We start from the raw sequence: 18,343 nt of genomic DNA on the forward strand, positions 1-18,343 counted from the left end.
GCGCAGCGTTACGCATCAGGTGCAGGTGCCGGATCAGGACTTGAACCCGTTAGGATTCATCTGCTGCCAGCGCCACGAATCGGCGCACATGGCGTCCAGCCCCAGCCTGGCTTCCCAGCCGAGCTTGCGGCGCGCTTCGGCCGGGTCGGCATAGCAGGAGGCGATGTCGCCCGGGCGGCGTGCCGCGATGGTGTAGGGAATGGGTTTGCCGGCAGCTTTCTCATAGGCCTTGACCACATCCAGCACGCTGTAGCCATTGCCGGTGCCCAGGTTGACGGCAAAGCACTGCGGTTCGGTCAGCGCCTGCAGGGCGGCCAGGTGGCCGGTAGCCAGGTCGACCACGTGGATGAAATCGCGCACGCCGGTACCGTCGGGGGTAGCGTAGTCACCGCCCCAGATGCTCAGTTTTTCGCGGCGGCCGACGGCCACCTGGGCCACGTAGGGCATCAGGTTGTTGGGGATGCCGCCCGGGTCTTCGCCGATCAGCCCGCTCTCATGCGCGCCCACCGGATTGAAGTAGCGCAGCAGGGCGATCTTCCAGTCGGGGTGCGCGCGATGGTAATCGCGCAGCATGTCTTCGATGACGATCTTGCTGCGGCCATAGGGATTGCTAGCCGACAGTGGATGCGATTCGGTCAGCGGCAGATATTGCGGATCGCCATACACCGTGGCCGAGGAAGAGAAGACGATGGTCTTCACGCCCGTGGCTTCCATCGCCTCCAGCAGGCGTACGGTGCCCACCACGTTGTTGTCGTAGTACATCAGCGGCTGTTCCACCGACTCGCCCACGGCCTTGAGACCGGCGAAATGGATCACGGCCTCGCACTTGAATTCACGCAGCACGCTTTCCAGCTGCTCGCGGTTGCGGATGTCGCCCTTCACCAGCGAGAGCTTGCGGCCGGTAATCTGTTGCACCCGGGCGGCTGACTCCGGGCTGCTGTTGCAAAAATTGTCGAAAACGATGACTTCATGACCTGCCTTCAGCAACTCCACGCAGGTGTGGGAGCCGATATAGCCGGCACCGCCGGTGACGAGAATATTCATGTGAGCTTCGCTTGATAAGTTGGCAACGTCGTGATTATGTCAGACTCTGCCGGGTCCCCACAGATTAGAGCACGGGAATCTGGCCGCCCAAGCGGGGATCAGCCGGACTTTTTCTTCATATCCTTCTATTTCGGCAACTTGGCGTGCTCCTGTAGCGAAAAGGCAAAAAGCCGTCGCCGGCAAGAAGCGGGCGACGGCTTTTTGGGGGGAGGCAGCAAGCCGTGCAGACTTACTTGGTGGCGGCCACCGCCTCCAGGATCACCTTGGCGACTTCTGCCGGACGCGATTGCTGCGGCACGTGGCTGGCCGCCAGTTCAGTGGTCTTCGCATTGATCTGCTTGGCGAAGGCGCGTTCCAGAGCGGGCTGGATCATGCGGTCCTTGGTGCTGACGATGTACCAGCTGGGCCGGGTCTTCCAGGCAGCCGTCTCGATCTTGTCGCCGAAGGCCTTCATGGCGATCGGGCCCTGGGTGGCAGCCATCACGGCAGCTTGCTTGGCCGACACGTCCTGGGCAAAGTCTGCGGCCAGCGCGGCCGGCGGCAGGCTGGCGAACCCGGCCTTGTCCACGGACAGCTTGGCGATGCCCGGGGGCACCGGCAAGTCCTTGCCCAGGTCGCCGGTGGCCTGGCCGGCGTCCGGTGCGAAGGCGGCCACATAGACCAGGCTGGCCACCTTCTCATTGTTGCCCGCCTCGGTGATCACCGTGCCGCCCCAGGAGTGGCCGACCAGCACCACCTTGCCCGGCTGGTTGTCGATGGCGCGCTTGGTGGCGGCCACGTCGTCGGCCAGCGAGGTCAGCGGATTCTGGACGGCGGTCACCTTGATGCCTTTGGCTTGCAGCAGCGGGATGACCTTGGCCCAGTCCGAACCATCGGCGAAGGCGCCGTGGACGATCACCACGGAGGGCTTTTCGGCCTGGTCGGCAGCCATGGCGCTGGTACCGGTGAAGGCGGTGGCGAGGGCCAGCATGCCAAGGCCGGTCTTGAGGCGGAAGCGGGGCGAAGTGGTTTTCATGGTGTTCTCCTGTTCAAAAACGGGTGTGAGGTGGGGTGTGCTGCAGTGAGGCCAGTATAGGAATGCGGTTCTGGCGCCGGTATCGGTCAATTGACCGACCCCGGGAGCATGGCCATGAGGCGTTGCGACAGGCGCCGCGATTGTGGCCGATCATCGCAGGCCTGCCCATTAACCGAAGAGTTGATTGCGGCAGGCTGGCGCTTGCCGCTACAGTGTCGGGATGCTTCCCGACGCCGATCCGATATCCCCTTCTTCCTCGCATTCTGGCGACCCGGCCGACCAGGCCGTTGCCGACACGCCGCAGCCGATGATTGCTGCGGGCACCGCTGTACAGGTGCTGGCGCTGGTGGGCGATCTCAGCATGGGCCAGCCTCCCGATCAGTCGCGGCGCACCGCTGCGCTGGCCACGCAGGTGGCGCAGCTGGAAGGAGCGGCACCGGCCTTGGTTCAGCAGGCTCAACTGGTGTCCTGGTTGCGCTGGTCCGGCTGCACCGCCAATGCGGCCGGCTTTGCCAGCCTGCTGGGGGATGATGTCGGCGGGCGCGAGGCGATGCTGCGCGATGGCTTGCCGGCCGATCATCCATTGAACTTCACAACCATCGCTCCGCTAGCCCGCATTCATTGCGAAGTGGCAGGGGAGGTGGCCAGCCTGCTGGGCTTGCCGGCCGGGGTCGAAACCGCCTTGCGCCATGTCTGGGAGCACCATGACGGCAGCGGTGCACCTGACCAACTGCGCGGGCCGGCGGTGCCGCCTGCGGTCTACTACACCAGCCTGGCCGGCGATCTGGAGATCTACGCGCGCACGCATGGTCCGGAGGTGGCCGTGCACATGGTTCGCCGCTACGGTGGCATCAAATACCCGGCCGAACTGGCCGAACGCGCCGCCCGCCATGCGCCTGCCTGGCTGGCGGCATTGGATGACGAGTCCGGCGCGGCGCTGGCGGATTTGCCCGCGCATGCAGTGCCATTGCGCATCGTGGCCGAGATCATCGAACTGAAGCTGCCCTGGCTGACCGGCTATTCTCGCCGCGTCAGTGAACTGGTGCGGCACGCCGCCGCGCTGGCGGGCTTGCCTGAGCGGCAACAGCAACGCCTGGCCCGCGCCGCGCTGATCCATGGCATTGGCCGTGCGGCCGTGCCCAATACCATCTGGGAGCGACCTGGGCGGCCCAGCACGGCAGACTGGGAACGCGTCCGTCTGGCACCGTACTGGACCTCGCGCGCCGGCGCCCTGATTCCCGCCCTGCGCGAGGAAGCCGACCTCGCATCGCAACTGTATGAGCGGCTTGATGGCAGCGGCTACTTCCGTGGATTCAGCCAGGAGGCGCTCGGCTTGCCCGCACGCCTGCTGGCGGTGGCGGCGGTTCATGCCGCACTGGGTGCACCGCGGCCCTGGCGTGCTGCCTGGCCGGCCGCCATCGTGGCCGAGATGCTGGAGAACGAAGTACACCTAGGCCGGCTCGATGCAGAGGCCCTACGCTGGGTTCTTGCCGCTGCCGGAGATCAGTCGTCACCGTCCGCGCGCAAGGGCTTGCTGTCCGAGCGCGAGCGCGAAGTGCTGCGCCGCATCAGCCTGGGCGACAGCAACAAGGAAGCAGCGCGCGCCATGCAGATCAGCCCCTCGACCGTGCGTACCCACGTCGAAAGCATCTTTCGCAAATTGCAGTGTTCCACGCGGGCTGCCGCGACGCTCAAGGGCCTGCACCTGGGTCTGATCTGATCCCGGATATCCGGGTGTCACTGGTCCGACCATTGCACCGGTCTGGTGAGCCAGCTCACTTTTTTACCGATCTTCGCTGTACTGCAACATGGCCTGCAGAAAAGCGAGCCAGGTCGTCTGATCTCTGTGGATTTCCTGACAAAATGTCAGTGGACCCTGAAAACGTTTGCGAGCGCCCTGCGAGTTTCCGTAAATCATTGAATTTGCGGGATATTTCGCTAGCGCTGGACGCCATTTTTGATTAAATTGTGCGCTGCCTTGAAGATCGGCGTTATATCCGGTCAGCACGGCCTTCATTCGCGCCACTTCATGGCGGGATGCACAAAGATGAATAAATAGGCGGGAAGGGAAAATCCCTCAAGCAGGGAAAGCGGACGGCGGACAAGCGCGCGGCGGCAAAGTTTCCTTGTTGCGCCGCAAAAAATCGAAGTGGCTGCTTATTTGCCACAACTCGCCGCGAAGTGCCCCAGATAAGCCCTTGATCTGGCTGCAAAAGGTTTGACTTACCAGAAAACGAACCTTTATAATCGCCGGGCTTTTAAGATGCCGTCTGCTCGTAAAGGGTGCGGCGCATGCACGATATTGGATAGATATGCTGCGCATCATTCTCTTGCAGCTCGTAACCACGGTCGTCGCCGCCTTGGTGGCGGGCATGCTGGGCGGACTTCCGGCGCTGTGGTCCGCATTGTTGGGAGGCGTCTGCTGTGTCGTTCCCAATGCCCTGTTTGCACTGCGACTTCATGTCAGTGCGCAGAAACCCGGTGGTACCAACCCGATGACGTTTTTCTTCGGGGAATTTATCAAGATTGCTACGACCTTTGCGCTCATGGGCGCAATCGTTTGGTTGTACCACGGTGTTCACTGGCTCGCATTTTTGCTGAGCTTCATCGTGGTGCTTAAGAGTTATTTCATTTTACTGTTTAGACACCGACCATGACCGTAGAAGCCGCAGAGCACGCGCCGACAGCCTCTGAATATATCGTCCACCACCTCGGACACTTCTCCACCCATCACCAGACCAAGATCGTCGATTTCTCCATCCTGAACGTGGACACCATCTTCTGGTCCGTGTTCTGTGGCGTGGTCGCCTGCTTCTTCATGTACCTGGCCGCCCGCAAGGCGACCTCGGGCGTGCCGGGCCGTTTCCAGGCCTTCGTCGAGATGGTCGTGGAAATGGTCGAAGACCAGTCCAAGGCCATCGTCCATGGCGACCGCACCTTCATCGCCCCGGTGGCGCTGACCGTGTTCGTCTGGGTGGCCCTGATGAACTCGCTGGACTTCCTGCCGGTCGACCTGGCTTCCGGCATCCTGGGCCTGTTCGGCCTGGGTGAAATGCACCACCGCATCGTTCCGACCGCCGACCTCAACGGCACCCTGGGCATCGCCCTGGGCGTGCTGGCCCTGATGCTGTACTACAGCGTCAAGATCAAGGGTGCCGGCGGCTTCATCCACGAACTGTTCGCAGCACCCTTCGGCATCTGGCTGGCGCCGTTCAACCTGCTGCTGAACATCATCGAATTCGCCGCCAAGACCGTGTCCCTGGGCATGCGACTGTTCGGCAACATGTATGCAGGCGAACTGTTGTTCCTGCTGATCGCATTGCTGGGATCGACCGCGACCGCATTCGGCTTCATCGGCCATGTGATCGCCGGTTCTATCTGGGCAATTTTCCACATCCTGATCGTGTTGCTCCAAGCATTCATCTTCATGATGTTGACACTGGTTTACCTGGGCCAGGCGCACGAAGCGCACTAACACAAGGCTTGCAGTACCTGTTTTTCAGTTTGTTTTTTGGTTTTGTATTTAATTTAACTTTTCTTAAGGAATTGTCATGACTGATGTCTCTTTCGTTGCTCTGGCTTGCGGTTTGATCATTGGCCTGGGTGCTATCGGCGCTTGTATCGGTATCGCGATCATGGGCGGTAAGTACCTCGAAGCATCCGCACGTCAGCCTGAACTGATGAACACCCTGCAAACCAAGATGTTCCTGCTGGCTGGCCTGATCGACGCCGCCTTCCTGATCGGCGTTGGTATCGCCATGCTGTTCGCATTCGCAAATCCGTTCATCGCCAAGTAATTCGCGCTTCATAGCCGATTCTCATCTGCCGGACGATTGGTTCCGGCACTCGTTATTCTGAGAAGGAAATTACCGTGAACTTAAATGCAACATTGATTGCACAGTTCGTGGTCTTCTTCATCCTCGCCGGCTTCACGATGAAATTCGTGTGGCCGCCGTTGATTAAGGCGCTCGACGAACGCGCCAAGAAGATTGCGGACGGGCTGGCAGCCGCTGACCGCGGTCGCGCCGATCTGGCCGCCGCCGAAAAGCGTATCCAGGGCGAACTGGCATCGGCACGTGATGAAGGCCAGAAGCGTATCGGCGAAGCCGAGAAGCGCGCTCAGCTGATCATCGAAGAAGCCAAGAAAACGGCTGCTGAAGAAGCTGCCCGCATCATCGCCAACGCCCGTGCAGACGCTCAACAGCAAGTGAACCAGGCGCGCGAAGAACTGCGCGGCCAGGTCGCAACGCTCGCCGTCAAGGGCGCGGAACAGATCCTCAAGCGCGAAGTGAATGCGGCTGCTCATGCCGACTTGCTGAATCAACTGAAGACAGAGCTGTAATATGGCCGAACTCGCAACGATCGCTCGTCCTTACGCCGAAGCCTTGTTCCGTGTGGCCAAGGCAGGCAGCCTGGCAGCCTGGTCCGATCTCATCGACGAGATGGCCCAGGTGGCAGCGCATCCCGAGGTGCAGGCCCTGGCGCAGAATCCTTCCGTAACGCACGACAAGCTGGCTGAAGTGTTTGCCGCCGCCGTGAAGACCCCGTTGTCCGTCGAGGCGACCAATTTCGTCAAGACGCTGGTGGACAACGGCCGCCTGGTGCTGCTGCCGCAGATCGCCGAACAATTCCACGCGCTCAAGAACGCGTCGGAAGGTTCGGCCGATGCCAACATCGTGAGCGCCTTTGAGCTCAGCGATGCCCAGGTCAAGGATGTGGTCTCGGCACTGGAGAAGAAGTTCGGCCGCAAGCTGAACCCCTCCGTGACGGTTGACAGCAGCCTGATTGGCGGTGTGCGCGTCGTGGTCGGCGACGAAGTGTTCGATACCTCCGTGCGCGCGAAGCTGCAGCAGCTGCAAGCTGCTCTGGCCGCGTAAGTGCCTCTGGCTGGCTAAGCGAAAGAACAATTTTTAGGAGTTAGTATGCAACTCAACGCATCTGAAATCAGCGAGCTGATCAAGAGCCGGATCCAAGGCCTTGGCGATACCGCTGAGATTCGCAATCAGGGCACGGTCATCTCCGTGTCCGACGGTATCTGCCGTATCCATGGTCTGTCCGACGTGATGCAAGGTGAGATGCTGGAATTCCCGGGCAACACCTTCGGCCTGGCGCTGAACCTGGAGCGTGACTCGGTGGGCGCCGTTATCCTGGGCGAATACGAACACATCTCCGAAGGCGACCTGGTCAAGTGCACCGGCCGCATCCTGGAAGTGCCCATCGGTCCTGAACTGAAGGGTCGTGTCGTCAACGCACTGGGCCAGCCGATCGACGGCAAGGGTCCGATCAACGCCAAGCTGACCGCCCCGATCGAAAAGATCGCCCCGGGCGTGATCGCGCGTCAGTCCGTGTCGCAACCGATGCAGACTGGCCTGAAGTCGATCGACTCCATGGTGCCCGTCGGCCGTGGCCAGCGCGAGCTGATCATCGGCGACCGCCAGACCGGCAAGACCGCAGTTGCGATCGACGCCATCATCAATCAAAAGGGTCAGAACATGACCTGCATCTACGTCGCGATCGGCCAGAAGGCTTCGTCGGTCAAGAACGTGGTGCGCGCACTGGAAGCGCACGGCGCGATGGAATACACCATCGTCGTGGCCGCGACCGCCTCCGAATCGGCAGCGATGCAATACGTGTCGGCCTACTCGGGTTGCGCCATGGGCGAATACTTCCGCGATCGCGGTCAAGACGCCCTGATCGTCTATGACGATCTGTCCAAGCAAGCCGTGGCTTACCGTCAGGTCTCGCTGCTGCTGCGCCGTCCGCCGGGCCGTGAAGCCTATCCTGGCGACGTGTTCTACCTGCACAGCCGCCTGCTGGAACGTGCAGCCCGCGTGAACGCCGACTACGTCGAGAAGTTCACCAACGGCGAAGTCAAGGGCCAGACCGGTTCCCTGACCGCACTGCCGATCATCGAAACCCAGGCAGGTGACGTGTCGGCCTTCGTTCCGACCAACGTAATCTCGATCACCGACGGCCAGATCTTCCTGGAAACTTCGCTGTTCAACGCCGGTATCCGTCCTGCGATCAACGCGGGTATCTCGGTGTCGCGCGTCGGTGGCGCTGCCCAGACCAAGGTCATCAAGGGCCTGTCCGGCGGTATCCGTACCGACCTGGCACAGTACCGTGAACTGGCTGCGTTCGCGCAGTTCGCTTCCGACCTGGACGAAGCCACCCGCAAGCAGCTGGACCGCGGTGCGCGCGTGACCGAACTGTTGAAGCAGGCTCAGTACACCCCGCAATCGATCTCGATCATGGCCGTCACCCTGTTCGCCGTCAACAAGGGCTACATGGATGACGTCGAAGTGAAGAAGATCCTGGCCTTCGAGTCGGCTCTGCACAACTTCATGAAGACCAGCCACGCTGAGCTGTTGAAGAAGATCGAAGACACCAAGCAACTGGATAAGGATGCTGAGGCAGCCCTGGCAGCCGCCATCGCTGACTTCAAGAAATCCGGCGCGTACTAATTCTTACTGAAGCTATAAGGAGTCTTACTCATGGCTACAGGTAAAGAGATACGTGGCAAGATCAAGAGCGTAGAAAATACGAAGAAGATCACCAAGGCGATGGAAATGGTCGCGGCATCCAAAATGCGCAAGGCGCAGGACCGGATGCACGCAGCCCGCCCGTACAGCGACAAGATCCGCAACATTGCGGCCAACCTGTCGCAGGCCAATCCGGAGTACGTGCACCCGTTCATGGTCCAGCAAGACACGGCCAAGCGCGTTGGTTTCATCGTCGTCACGACCGACAAGGGTCTGTGCGGCGGCATGAACACCAACTCGCTGCGTCTGTTGACCAACAAGTTCCGTGAATTGGAAGGCCAGGGCAAGGCCATCGAAACCGTCGCCATTGGCAACAAGGGTTTGGGTTTTCTGAATCGCATCGGCGCCCGTGTGGCCGCCAACGTGACGCAACTGGGTGATACGCCGCACCTGGAAAAGCTGATCGGCCCCGTCAAGGTGCTGCTCGACGCTTTCCAGGAAGGCAAGTTGGACGCGGTGTACCTGGTGTACACCAAGTTCATCAACACGATGAAGCAGGAAGCCACCCTGCAGCAACTGCTGCCGCTGACCAGCGACAAGCTCAAGGCTGACGAGGGTGCGCACTCCTGGGACTACATCTATGAGCCCGATGTGCAATCCGTGGTGGACGAACTGCTGGTGCGTTACGTCGAAGCGCTGATCTATCAAGCCGTCGCCGAGAACATGGCCTCCGAGCAATCGGCGCGCATGGTCGCGATGAAGGCCGCCAGCGACAACGCAGGTAGCGTGATCGGTGAGTTGAAGTTGGTCTACAACAAGACTCGCCAGGCCGCCATTACCAAAGAGCTGTCGGAAATCGTCGCCGGTGCGGCTGCGGTCGGCTGATCAGCTGGCGTAGCGTAGCGAAACAGAATTTAAATTTTATCTATTGAAGGAACGAAAATGGCTGATGGCAAAATCGTTCAGTGTATCGGCGCTGTGGTGGACGTGGAGTTTCCGCGCGATGCGATGCCCAAGGTTTACGATGCCTTGAAATTGGAAGGTTCGGATCTGACCCTGGAAGTCCAGCAACAGCTGGGCGACGGCGTGGTTCGTACCATTGCGCTCGGTTCGTCGGACGGTCTGCGCCGCGGCCTGACCATCTCGAACACCGGCAAGCCCATCACGGTGCCTGTCGGTACCGCGACCCTGGGTCGCATCATGGACGTGCTGGGCAACCCGATCGACGAATGCGGTCCGGTCTCGCACGAGCAAACCGCTTCGATCCACCGCAAGGCTCCCGCGTACGACGAACTGTCGCCCTCGCAAGAGCTGCTGGAAACCGGCATCAAGGTGATTGACCTGGTGTGCCCGTTCGCCAAGGGTGGTAAGGTCGGTCTGTTCGGTGGCGCCGGTGTGGGCAAGACCGTGAACATGATGGAACTGATCAACAACATCGCCAAGGCGCACAGCGGTCTGTCCGTGTTCGCCGGTGTTGGTGAGCGTACCCGTGAAGGTAACGACTTCTACCATGAAATGGCAGAAGCCAAGGTGGTGGACCTGGAAAACCCGACCAATTCCAAGGTCGCCATGGTCTACGGCCAGATGAACGAACCGCCGGGCAACCGTCTGCGCGTGGCGCTGACCGGCCTGACCATCGCGGAAGGTTTCCGTGACGAAGGCAAGGACGTGTTGTTCTTCGTCGACAACATCTACCGTTACACCCTGGCCGGTACCGAAGTGTCCGCACTGCTGGGCCGTATGCCGTCCGCCGTGGGCTACCAGCCGACGCTGGCCGAAGAAATGGGCCGCCTGCAAGAGCGTATCACCTCGACCAAGACTGGCTCGATCACCTCGATCCAGGCCGTGTACGTCCCTGCGGATGACTTGACCGACCCGTCGCCGGCAACCACCTTCGCCCACCTGGACTCGACCGTCGTTCTGTCGCGTGACATCGCCTCGCTGGGTATCTACCCCGCCGTCGATCCGCTGGACTCGACCTCGCGCCAGCTGGACCCGCAAGTGGTCGGCCAGGAACACTACGAGACCGCACGCGCTGTTCAGGGCACCCTGCAGCGCTACAAGGAACTGCGTGACATCATCGCGATTCTGGGCATGGACGAACTGGCACCGGAAGACAAGCTGATCGTCGCACGCGCTCGCAAGATGCAGCGTTTCCTGTCGCAGCCCTTCCACGTCGCCGAAGTGTTCACCGGTTCCCCGGGCAAGTACGTTTCGCTCAAGGACACGATCAAGGGCTTCAAGATGATCGCCAGCGGCGAACTGGACCACCTGCCGGAACAAGCGTTCTACATGGTCGGTACCATCGACGAAGCAATCGAAAAGGCCAAGAAGATCAACTAAGACTGACCATGCCGTGGACGGCATGCGGTGCACAACCGGATGCAGCCATGGCAGGTAAGTAATCATTGATTCATTGGCGCCGCCCCTGTTCGCAGGGGCGGTCAATCGACTAGGAAACGACATGGCACATACTATTCACGTGGACGTGGTCTCGGCGGAAGAGGAAATCTTCTCCGGCGAGGCAGAATTCGTCGCGTTGCCGGGCGAAGCGGGTGAGCTGGGTATCTATCCCCGTCACACCCCGCTGATCACGCGCATCAAGCCAGGTGCTGTCCGTATCAAGGTCTCGGGTCAGGCGCACGAGGAATTCGTGTTCGTGGCCGGTGGCCTCCTGGAAGTGCAGCCCGACGCCGTGACCGTGCTGGCCGACACCGCCATCCGTGGTGCCGACCTGGACGAAGCCAAGGCCGCCGAAGCCAAGCGTCTGGCCGAGGAAGCGCTGGTCAACCGCGACTCCAAGATCGACCACGCTGCAGCCCAGGCCGAACTGGCCGCCGCTGTGGCACAGCTGGCCGCGATCCAGAAGTTGCGTCAGAAGCGCTGATCGCTGGTAGCGTTCTTCCCGGCGAAGAGCGCTCCGGCACGGCAGCACAGCAGTACAGCAGTAGATGAAAGGCAGCTTCGGCTGCCTTTTTTCATGTGCGCACAGTTCCTCTGATGCGCGTAATGAGTTCCTCCTTGCAGATCCGGGGCCCGTCTGCGGCGCCAAGGCTGACCAGATCTGGCGGCTTCCAGCCCGTATGAATTAACCTGCATCAAGTTTGCCCACATGTCGCGCATACTGGCGCTGCGGCAACTTTCATCCTCGGGTAAAGTGCGCGGACGTGAAGGACAGAACCAATTCTGTCCCGCCAAATCATTTATAGCATTAGCCTCATCTCAATCCAGCCGGACAGGAGCCCCCATGTCGTCAGCTGCACCCGCATCTTCCGCATCGCCCTCTTCGACCACAGCGCGTCAGCATGGCAAGCCCATCATTGCCGTGGTGGGCCTGTCCAACCGCCCCGAGCGTGCCAGCTTTGACGTGGCCGCCTATATGCAGTCAGCGGGATACCGCATCGTCGCCGTCAATCCCATGTACGCCGGCCAGACCATCCTCGGCGAGCACTGCCATGCCAGCCTGCAGGAGGCCAGCGCGGCATTGGCCCAGGAAGGCCTGCGCATCGCCATCGTCGATTGCTTCCGCAAGTCGGCCGACATCCCGCCCGTCGTCGATGAGGCCATCGCCATCGGCGCCGAATGCGTGTGGATGCAGCTCGACATCGTTCACGAAGAGGCCGCCGTCCGTGCGCGTGCAGCCGGGCTGAAGGTGGTCATGGACAAGTGCATCAAGATCGAACATGCCATGGGGCAGTCGCATGGCGTGTTGTAATGTCGGGGCGGTGAAATCCGGAAATCATTTATAACGAAAAAAGCGAGACAGCATGGCAAAGAAAACCGGCCCGCAATTCATGGTCCATCCCAAGTTCGTCCTCAAGGAAAGCGACGCCTCGACCAAACCACTCTCCAGCGGCAACAAGGAAACCGACCGCGCCACCGTGCAGCGCCTGGCCGCAGAGATCGGCCTGCAGCAGCAGATGCTCTACGCCGGCCACAAGCACAAGGTGCTGGTGATCCTGCAGGGCATGGATACCAGCGGCAAGGATGGCACCGTCAATGACGTCTTCGCAGCCGTCAATCCGCAGGGCATCCGCGTGGCCAACTTCAAGGGGCCGACCGCCATCGAGCTGGCGCACGACTACCTGTGGCGCGTGCATGCGCAGGTACCGGTGGCGGGGGAGATCGCGGTATTCAACCGCAGTCACTACGAGGACGTGCTCATCACACGCGTGCATGACTGGATCGATGACAAGGAATGCAAGCGTCGCTATCGCCAGATCAACGACTTTGAACGCATGCTGTGGGAAACCGGGACCGTGGTGCTGAAATTCTTCCTGCACATCTCCAAGGCCGAGCAGAAGTCACGCCTGCAATCGCGCATCGACGATCCCAACAAGCACTGGAAATTTGACCCCCAGGACCTGGCCGAGCGCAAGTTCTGGGATGCCTATCAGCTGCGTTACCAGGAGGTGCTGCGCCAGACCAGCACGCTACATGCACCCTGGTATGTGGTGCCGGCCGACTCCAAGACCCATCGCAACCTGCTGGTGGCCAATGTGATCCTGGAGACCCTGCAAAAGCTCAAACTGCGCTTCCCCGATCCCAAGCCTGAACTGAAGGAACTCAAGTTCGATTGAGGCACAGGCCGGGGCAGCGCGCCCTCAGCTTACTTCAGCCACTTGTCGAAGATGCGCTGGTATTCGCCGGTGGCCTTGGCCAGGTGCAGCCAGGTATCCACGTAAGCCTTGAAGGCGACGTCGCCACGCGGCAGCAGGTAAGCCTTCTCGGCGAACTGCAGCGGCTGGTCCGGCTGCACCGGGCACAGTTCCGGATGCATCTTGGATTGCCACAGGGTTTCGCTGGCATCGGTCACCATCACGTCGGCCTTGCCATCGATGATCTGCTGGAAGATGGTCACGTTGTCGGGATGCAGCAGCAGCGTGGCGTGCTTGTAGCCGGAACGGGCAAAGCGTTCGTTGGTGCCGCCCGGGTTGACGATGGCGCGGGTGCCGGGCTGGTCGATCATGTCGAAGCTGCGGAACTTGTCCTTGTCGGCACAGCGGATGATGGGCGCCTTGCCATCGACCATCACGGTCTCGGAGAAGGCCGCCTTGCGGGCGCGGTCCAGGGTGACGGAGATGCCGCCCATGCCGACGTCGCACTGGGCGATGAAGTCGTTCATCAGGGTGCTCCAGGTGGTCTTGATGAACTGCGCTTCCACGCCCAGCGACTTGGCCAGCGACTGGCCGAGCTCCACGTCCATGCCCTCGAAGGTCTGGTCGGGGCGATAGTAGGTGAACGGCTTGTAGTCGCCGGTCATGCAGATGCGCAGCTTGCCGGACTTGAGCACCTGGTCCAGGCGCGATGCGGGGACGGCCTCGTCGGCGCGGGCGGCCGACAGCGACAGGACAAGTGACAGGGCCGCCAGGCCCGCCAGCAGGGCGGTGCGGATGATGGACTTCATGGAGCCTCCTCGTGGATGGTGTTGAGCGTGGGATTCGGTCCCTTCTTGTCGATGCGAAGGACCGGCTGGTGGCAGCCGCCAGATCATAGCAAAACGTGTGCCACGACCTACATCAATATTGGTGCGCGCCGTTCATGACAATTAGCCGGAAAGCCATGCGCGGAGGATGAGATAATGCCGGATTGTCGTCAGACCGCATTGCAGGCCGACCATGCCCTCTTCTTCTTCCATGTCCACCTTCGCTCCGCTCAAAAACGATACCTTCCTGCGTGCACTGCTGCGCCAGCCCACCGAGTACACGCCGCTGTGGCTGATGCGCCAGGCCGGCCGCTACCTGCCGGAATACCGCGCCACGCGCGCCCGCGCCGGCTCCTTCATGGGCCTGGCCACCAACCCCGACTACGCCACCGAGGTCACGCTGCAGCCGCTGGAACGCTATCCGCTGGACGCCGCCATCCTGTTCTCGGACATCCTCACCGTACCTGACGCCATGGGCCTGGGCCTGTATTTCGCCGATGGCGAAGGCCCCAAGTTCGAGCGTCCCCTGCGCGACGAGGCCGCCATCCAGGCGCTGCAGGCGCCCGACCTGGGCAAGCTGGATTACGTCTTCAAGGCCGTCACCCAGATCCGCCGCGAGCTCGACGGCCGGGTGCCGCTGATCGGCTTCTCCGGCAGCCCGTGGACGCTGGCCTGCTACATGGTCGAAGGCGGCGGCTCGGATGATTTCCGCCTGGTCAAGAGCCTGCTCTATCGCCGCCCGGACCTGATGCATCACATCCTCAAGATCAATGCCGATGCCGTGGCCGCCTACCTGAACGCCCAGATCGCTGCCGGTGCCCAGGCCGTGATGATCTTCGACACCTGGGGCGGTGCCCTGGCCGATGGCATCTACCAGCAATTCTCGCTGGCTTACATGCAGCAGGTGGTGAGCCAGTTGCAGCGCCAGCAGGATGGCCAGCAGATCCCGGTGATCGTCTTCACCAAGGGCGGCGGCCTGTGGCTGGAACAGATCGCCGCCATCGGCGCCGACGCCGTGGGCCTGGACTGGACCGTCAACCTGGGCGAAGCGCGGCGCCGTGTGGGCGACAAGGTGGCCCTGCAGGGCAACCTCGACCCCAATGTGCTCTTCGCGGGCGATCAGGCCATCCAGGCCGAAGTGCGCAAGCTGCTGGAGTCCTTCGGCCGCCCTGGCCCCGGCAGCGGCCACGTGTTCAACCTGGGCCATGGCATCTCCCAGCACACCCCGCCCGAGGCGGTGGCCACCCTGGCCCAGGCGGTGCATGAAATCAGCCGGTCCCTGCGTAATTGAACATGCGCGTATCTGTCGCTATCTGTTCGTATTTGTGCGGATGGGCAATTCCATATGCACATCCTTGCCATTGGGCCGGGACTTATGCACATCTCGGCGCATTTTCCAACTGAGAATCAAATTTATTGGAATATGAAGGTTTGTGAAGCTTGCGCCGCACAAGTCATTGATTTTGTTGGGTTTATTTTTTGACCGGTCAAGCTCGATATGGCTGGAAACCGCACTGGCCGAGGGCTTCGCACTTGTCAAGACCCACTTGTCAACAAAGTTATCCACAAGCGCTGTGCATAAGACCCAAAAGCGTTTACAAAACCGCCGCTTATCGAAATCTTTGAAGGTTTACTTTAAGTTTGTAGGACAGCGAGGCGACTTACTGCCGGTCAAAGTCGACAAATTTTTGTCGGTCAAGGCTTGACAAACGCCCGGGCCGTGGTCTCCGGGCGAGGACTTATGCACACAGGATGCATTTGGCACATGCGCAAAGATTCTATGTAAAAATATTTTTCCTGCTTGAGATCGTCTTTGTAAGTCATTGATTTCAATAGGCTAATTTTTTGCCCTTCATTTGGGCAGCGCATCGCAAGCCGCAGCCAGACTGCGCGGGGCCATGTCAAGAGGTACTTGTCCCCAAAGTTATCCACAAACCATGTGGATAGGTCCAAAAATGACGATGAAACCGAGGCTTAGCCGGGTTTTTCAGGATTTACATTAAGTTCGTGGAACAACGTCTGCTCCAGGTGGCGCTCGATACGCCCCTGCATACCGTCTTCGATTACCGCTGGCAGGCTGCCACGCCGGAGGAGCCCATGCCGGCCATCGGTCAGCTGGTGGTGGTGCCGTTCGGCCGTCGCGAAGCCGTGGGCGTGGTGGTCGGCCATGCGGAGCAGACCGACCTGCAGGCCGACAAGATCAAGGACGTCATTGCGGTGCGCCACCAGTTGCCGCCGATGTCGGCGCACTGGCTGGCACTGTGCTGCTTCGCCGCCGACTACTACCAGCGCCCGCTGGGCGAGGTGATGCTGCCCGGCCTGCCCAAGAACCTGCGCGCGCTGACCACGGTGGCGCTGGACAAGGCGCTCAAGGCCCTGGGCCGCCTGGCCGCGCCCAAGAAGACCAAGGCCAGGCGCAAGGCCCGCGCCGGGGAAGACGCCAGCCCCGTCGAGGTGGCCGGGACTGAACCGTTGGCCGCACCGGACCCGCTGCAACTGGGCGCGGCGCCGCCCCTGAACCCGGCCCAGCAGCAGGCCGTGGATGCCATTGCCGGTGCGCGCGGCTTTGCGCCGCTGCTGCTGTACGGCGTGACCGGCAGCGGCAAGACCGAGGTCTACCTGCAAGCCGCCGCCGCCATCCTGCGCCGCGCGGCCGACGAGGCGGCGGCACAGCCCGCCGCGCCCGCAGATGCGGCCCCGGCGCAGATCCTGGTGCTGGTGCCGGAAATCAACCTGACCCCGCAGCTGGAAGGCAACATCCGCGCGCGCTTCCCGCATCTGAACGTGGTGGCGCTGCACAGCGGCCTGGCCGAGGGCGAGCGCGCCCGCAACTGGCTGGCCGCGCACCTGGGCCAGGCCCACATCGTGCTGGGCACGCGGCTGGCGATCCTGTCTTCGCTGCCTGCGCTCAAGCTCATCGTCATCGACGAGGAGCACGATCCCTCCTACAAGCAGCAGGAAGGCTTGCGTTATTCCGCCCGCGACCTGGCCGTGTGGCGCGCGCACCAGCTCGGCATTCCGGTGGTGCTGGGCTCGGCCACGCCTTCGCTGGAAACCTGGCACCACGCCCAGGCCGGCCGCTACCGCCGGCTGGAACTGCGCCAGCGCGCGGCCGAGCAGGCGGTGCTGCCCACCGTCAAGGTGATCGACATGGAGCGCGACAAGCCCGTCGATGGCCTCACCGCCGGCCTGGTCGCGGCCGTGCGCAAGCGCCTGGAGCAGGGCGAGCAGTCGCTGCTGTTCCTCAACCGCCGCGGCTATGCCCCGGTGCTGGCCTGCGATGCCTGCGGCTGGATCAGCAACTGCATGCGCTGCGATGCCTTCATGGTGGTGCACCGTCCCGAGCGGCGCCTGCGCTGCCACCATTGCAGCCTGGAACTGGCCATCCCGCGCGCCTGCCCGACCTGCGGCAACGTCGACCTGCAACCGCTGGGACGCGGCACCCAGCGGGTCGAAGAGGGCTTGCAGGCGATCTTCCCCGGCGCCCGCGTGCTGCGCATCGATGCCGATTCGACCCGCCTGAAGGGCTCGGCCCAGAGCGCCTTCGACAGCGTGCACCGGGGCGAGGTGGATATCCTGGTCGGCACCCAGATGGTGGCCAAGGGGCATGACTTCAAAAAGCTCACCCTGGTCGGTGTGCTCAATCCCGATACCGCGCTGTTCTCGCACGATTACCGCGCCAGCGAACGGCTCTTCGCACAGCTCATGCAGGTGGCCGGCCGCGCCGGACGGGCCGGGCTGTCGGCCGATGGCAGCTCGGGCGAGGTGCTGATCCAGACCCGCTATCCGCATCATCCGCTGTACCAGGCGGTGATGCGCCATGACTACGACGGCTTTGCCGGCGACCTGCTGGAGGAGCGCCGCCAGGCCCATTTCCCGCCCTTCATGTACCAGGCGCTGCTGCGCGCCGAGGCACGCGAGCTGGAGACGGCCCTGGCCTTCCTGAAGGAAGCCGCCACCCTGCTGGAGGCGCCCGCCATCACCATCAACGAACCCATCCCGATGACCCTGATGCGGGTGGCCAACGTCGAGCGCGCGCAGTTGCTCATCGAGTGCCCGTCCCGGCCGGCCCTGCAGGGCTTCCTCAAGCAATGGCTGGCCGCACTGCGGCAGCTGAAAACCCGCGCCCGCTGGTCGCTGGAGGTCGATCCGGTCGATATATGAAGGCAGGGCTGCAGCAGGCGGCCCCCGGGCTGATCGTGAAAGTGGGGGTGAAGTTTTCTGCCAAATTTGAGGAAACAGGTTTGTTGTGATTGAGGCATCTTTCAGAAGCAGAGAGCTTGCCCGCATGCAAGCTGCTTGCTCGGGCAGTCAACATGGTCCGCCTAGCCGGTATAATCTCGGCTGCTCAACCAATTGCAAGCGATCCCTCCGCGC

18 protein-coding genes are annotated in these 18,343 nt (G+C 61.9%); 14 read left to right on the forward strand and 4 right to left on the reverse strand.

Annotated elements, in window-relative coordinates; translation table 11 throughout:
• Positions 1–33: 33 nt before the first annotated feature.
• Together galE and ACVC5H_RS03210 are read right to left on the reverse strand one after the other, a co-directional pair.
• On the reverse strand, positions 34–1,044 hold the full coding sequence (galE, locus tag ACVC5H_RS03205) for a UDP-glucose 4-epimerase GalE (RefSeq protein WP_489620978.1): 1,011 nt from the start codon (positions 1,042–1,044) through the stop codon (positions 34–36).
• 229 nt (positions 1,045–1,273) lie between these two features.
• Positions 1,274–2,059 (reverse strand): alpha/beta fold hydrolase, encoded by a 786-nt coding sequence (locus tag ACVC5H_RS03210; protein ID WP_489620979.1) that lies wholly within the window; start codon positions 2,057–2,059, stop codon positions 1,274–1,276.
• A gap of 220 nt (positions 2,060–2,279) precedes the next feature.
• Here ACVC5H_RS03210 and ACVC5H_RS03215 point away from each other — a divergent pair, with 220 nt between their 5' ends.
• Entirely contained in the window at positions 2,280–3,779 is a 1,500-nt protein-coding gene (locus ACVC5H_RS03215) for an HD domain-containing phosphohydrolase (RefSeq protein WP_489620980.1), read from the forward strand.
• 63 nt (positions 3,780–3,842) lie between these two features.
• Here ACVC5H_RS03215 and ACVC5H_RS03220 read toward each other — a convergent pair whose 3' ends face one another.
• A complete protein-coding gene (locus ACVC5H_RS03220) occupies positions 3,843–4,076 on the reverse strand; it encodes a hypothetical protein (RefSeq protein WP_489620981.1) in 234 nt (77 codons plus the stop codon).
• Positions 4,077–4,371: 295 nt separating this feature from the next.
• On the opposite strand from ACVC5H_RS03220, the gene ACVC5H_RS03225 reads away from it, so the two are divergent.
• From ACVC5H_RS03225 to ACVC5H_RS03275, 11 genes are all read left to right on the forward strand, one after another.
• Positions 4,372–4,716, forward strand: a complete 345-nt coding sequence (locus tag ACVC5H_RS03225; RefSeq protein ID WP_338716928.1) for an ATP synthase subunit I — start codon at positions 4,372–4,374, stop codon at positions 4,714–4,716.
• Positions 4,713–5,534: a F0F1 ATP synthase subunit A gene (gene atpB / locus ACVC5H_RS03230; RefSeq protein WP_489620982.1), complete on the forward strand. Its 822-nt coding sequence runs from the start codon at positions 4,713–4,715 to the stop codon at positions 5,532–5,534. Before ACVC5H_RS03225 ends, atpB begins: the two co-directional genes overlap by 4 nt.
• Positions 5,535–5,610: 76 nt before the next feature.
• Positions 5,611–5,856 (forward strand): F0F1 ATP synthase subunit C, encoded by a 246-nt coding sequence (gene atpE, locus ACVC5H_RS03235; RefSeq protein WP_006461334.1) that lies wholly within the window; start codon positions 5,611–5,613, stop codon positions 5,854–5,856.
• Positions 5,857–5,930: 74 nt separating this feature from the next.
• A complete protein-coding gene (locus ACVC5H_RS03240; protein WP_008332985.1) occupies positions 5,931–6,401 on the forward strand; it encodes a F0F1 ATP synthase subunit B in 471 nt (156 codons plus the stop codon).
• A 1-nt stretch (position 6,402) separates the two neighbouring features.
• Positions 6,403–6,936, forward strand: a complete 534-nt coding sequence (locus tag ACVC5H_RS03245) for a F0F1 ATP synthase subunit delta (protein WP_489620983.1) — start codon at positions 6,403–6,405, stop codon at positions 6,934–6,936.
• Positions 6,937–6,981: 45 nt separating this feature from the next.
• Complete coding sequence (gene atpA, locus ACVC5H_RS03250; RefSeq protein WP_008332982.1) at positions 6,982–8,523, forward strand: F0F1 ATP synthase subunit alpha; 1,542 nt, start codon at positions 6,982–6,984, stop codon at positions 8,521–8,523.
• 30 nt (positions 8,524–8,553) lie between these two features.
• A complete protein-coding gene (gene atpG / locus ACVC5H_RS03255; protein WP_489620984.1) occupies positions 8,554–9,426 on the forward strand; it encodes a F0F1 ATP synthase subunit gamma in 873 nt (290 codons plus the stop codon).
• Between the two features lie 57 nt (positions 9,427–9,483).
• Entirely contained in the window at positions 9,484–10,884 is a 1,401-nt protein-coding gene (gene atpD, locus ACVC5H_RS03260) for a F0F1 ATP synthase subunit beta (RefSeq protein WP_008332979.1), read from the forward strand.
• 121 nt (positions 10,885–11,005) lie between these two features.
• Positions 11,006–11,428, forward strand: a complete 423-nt coding sequence (locus ACVC5H_RS03265) for a F0F1 ATP synthase subunit epsilon (RefSeq protein ID WP_006461340.1) — start codon at positions 11,006–11,008, stop codon at positions 11,426–11,428.
• A gap of 360 nt (positions 11,429–11,788) precedes the next feature.
• A complete protein-coding gene (locus tag ACVC5H_RS03270) occupies positions 11,789–12,256 on the forward strand; it encodes a CoA-binding protein (RefSeq protein WP_489620985.1) in 468 nt (155 codons plus the stop codon).
• A 52-nt stretch (positions 12,257–12,308) separates the two neighbouring features.
• Positions 12,309–13,121: a polyphosphate kinase 2 family protein gene (locus ACVC5H_RS03275; RefSeq protein ID WP_489620986.1), complete on the forward strand. Its 813-nt coding sequence runs from the start codon at positions 12,309–12,311 to the stop codon at positions 13,119–13,121.
• 29 nt (positions 13,122–13,150) lie between these two features.
• Here ACVC5H_RS03275 and ACVC5H_RS03280 read toward each other — a convergent pair whose 3' ends face one another.
• Positions 13,151–13,948, reverse strand: coding sequence for a transporter substrate-binding domain-containing protein (locus tag ACVC5H_RS03280; RefSeq protein ID WP_489620987.1), 798 nt, complete (start codon positions 13,946–13,948; stop codon positions 13,151–13,153).
• Positions 13,949–14,159: 211 nt separating this feature from the next.
• Between ACVC5H_RS03280 and hemE the strand changes: the two genes are divergently transcribed.
• Complete coding sequence (gene hemE / locus ACVC5H_RS03285; RefSeq protein WP_489620988.1) at positions 14,160–15,257, forward strand: uroporphyrinogen decarboxylase; 1,098 nt, start codon at positions 14,160–14,162, stop codon at positions 15,255–15,257.
• Positions 15,258–15,973: 716 nt separating this feature from the next.
• The gene (locus tag ACVC5H_RS03290) at positions 15,974–18,130 is read left to right on the forward strand and encodes a primosomal protein N' (RefSeq protein WP_489620989.1); all 2,157 of its coding nucleotides are present in this window, start codon (positions 15,974–15,976) and stop codon (positions 18,128–18,130) included.
• The last annotated feature ends 213 nt before the right edge of the window (positions 18,131–18,343 follow it).

The sequence above is a fragment of the Herbaspirillum sp. Her3 genome, assembly GCF_057961275.1.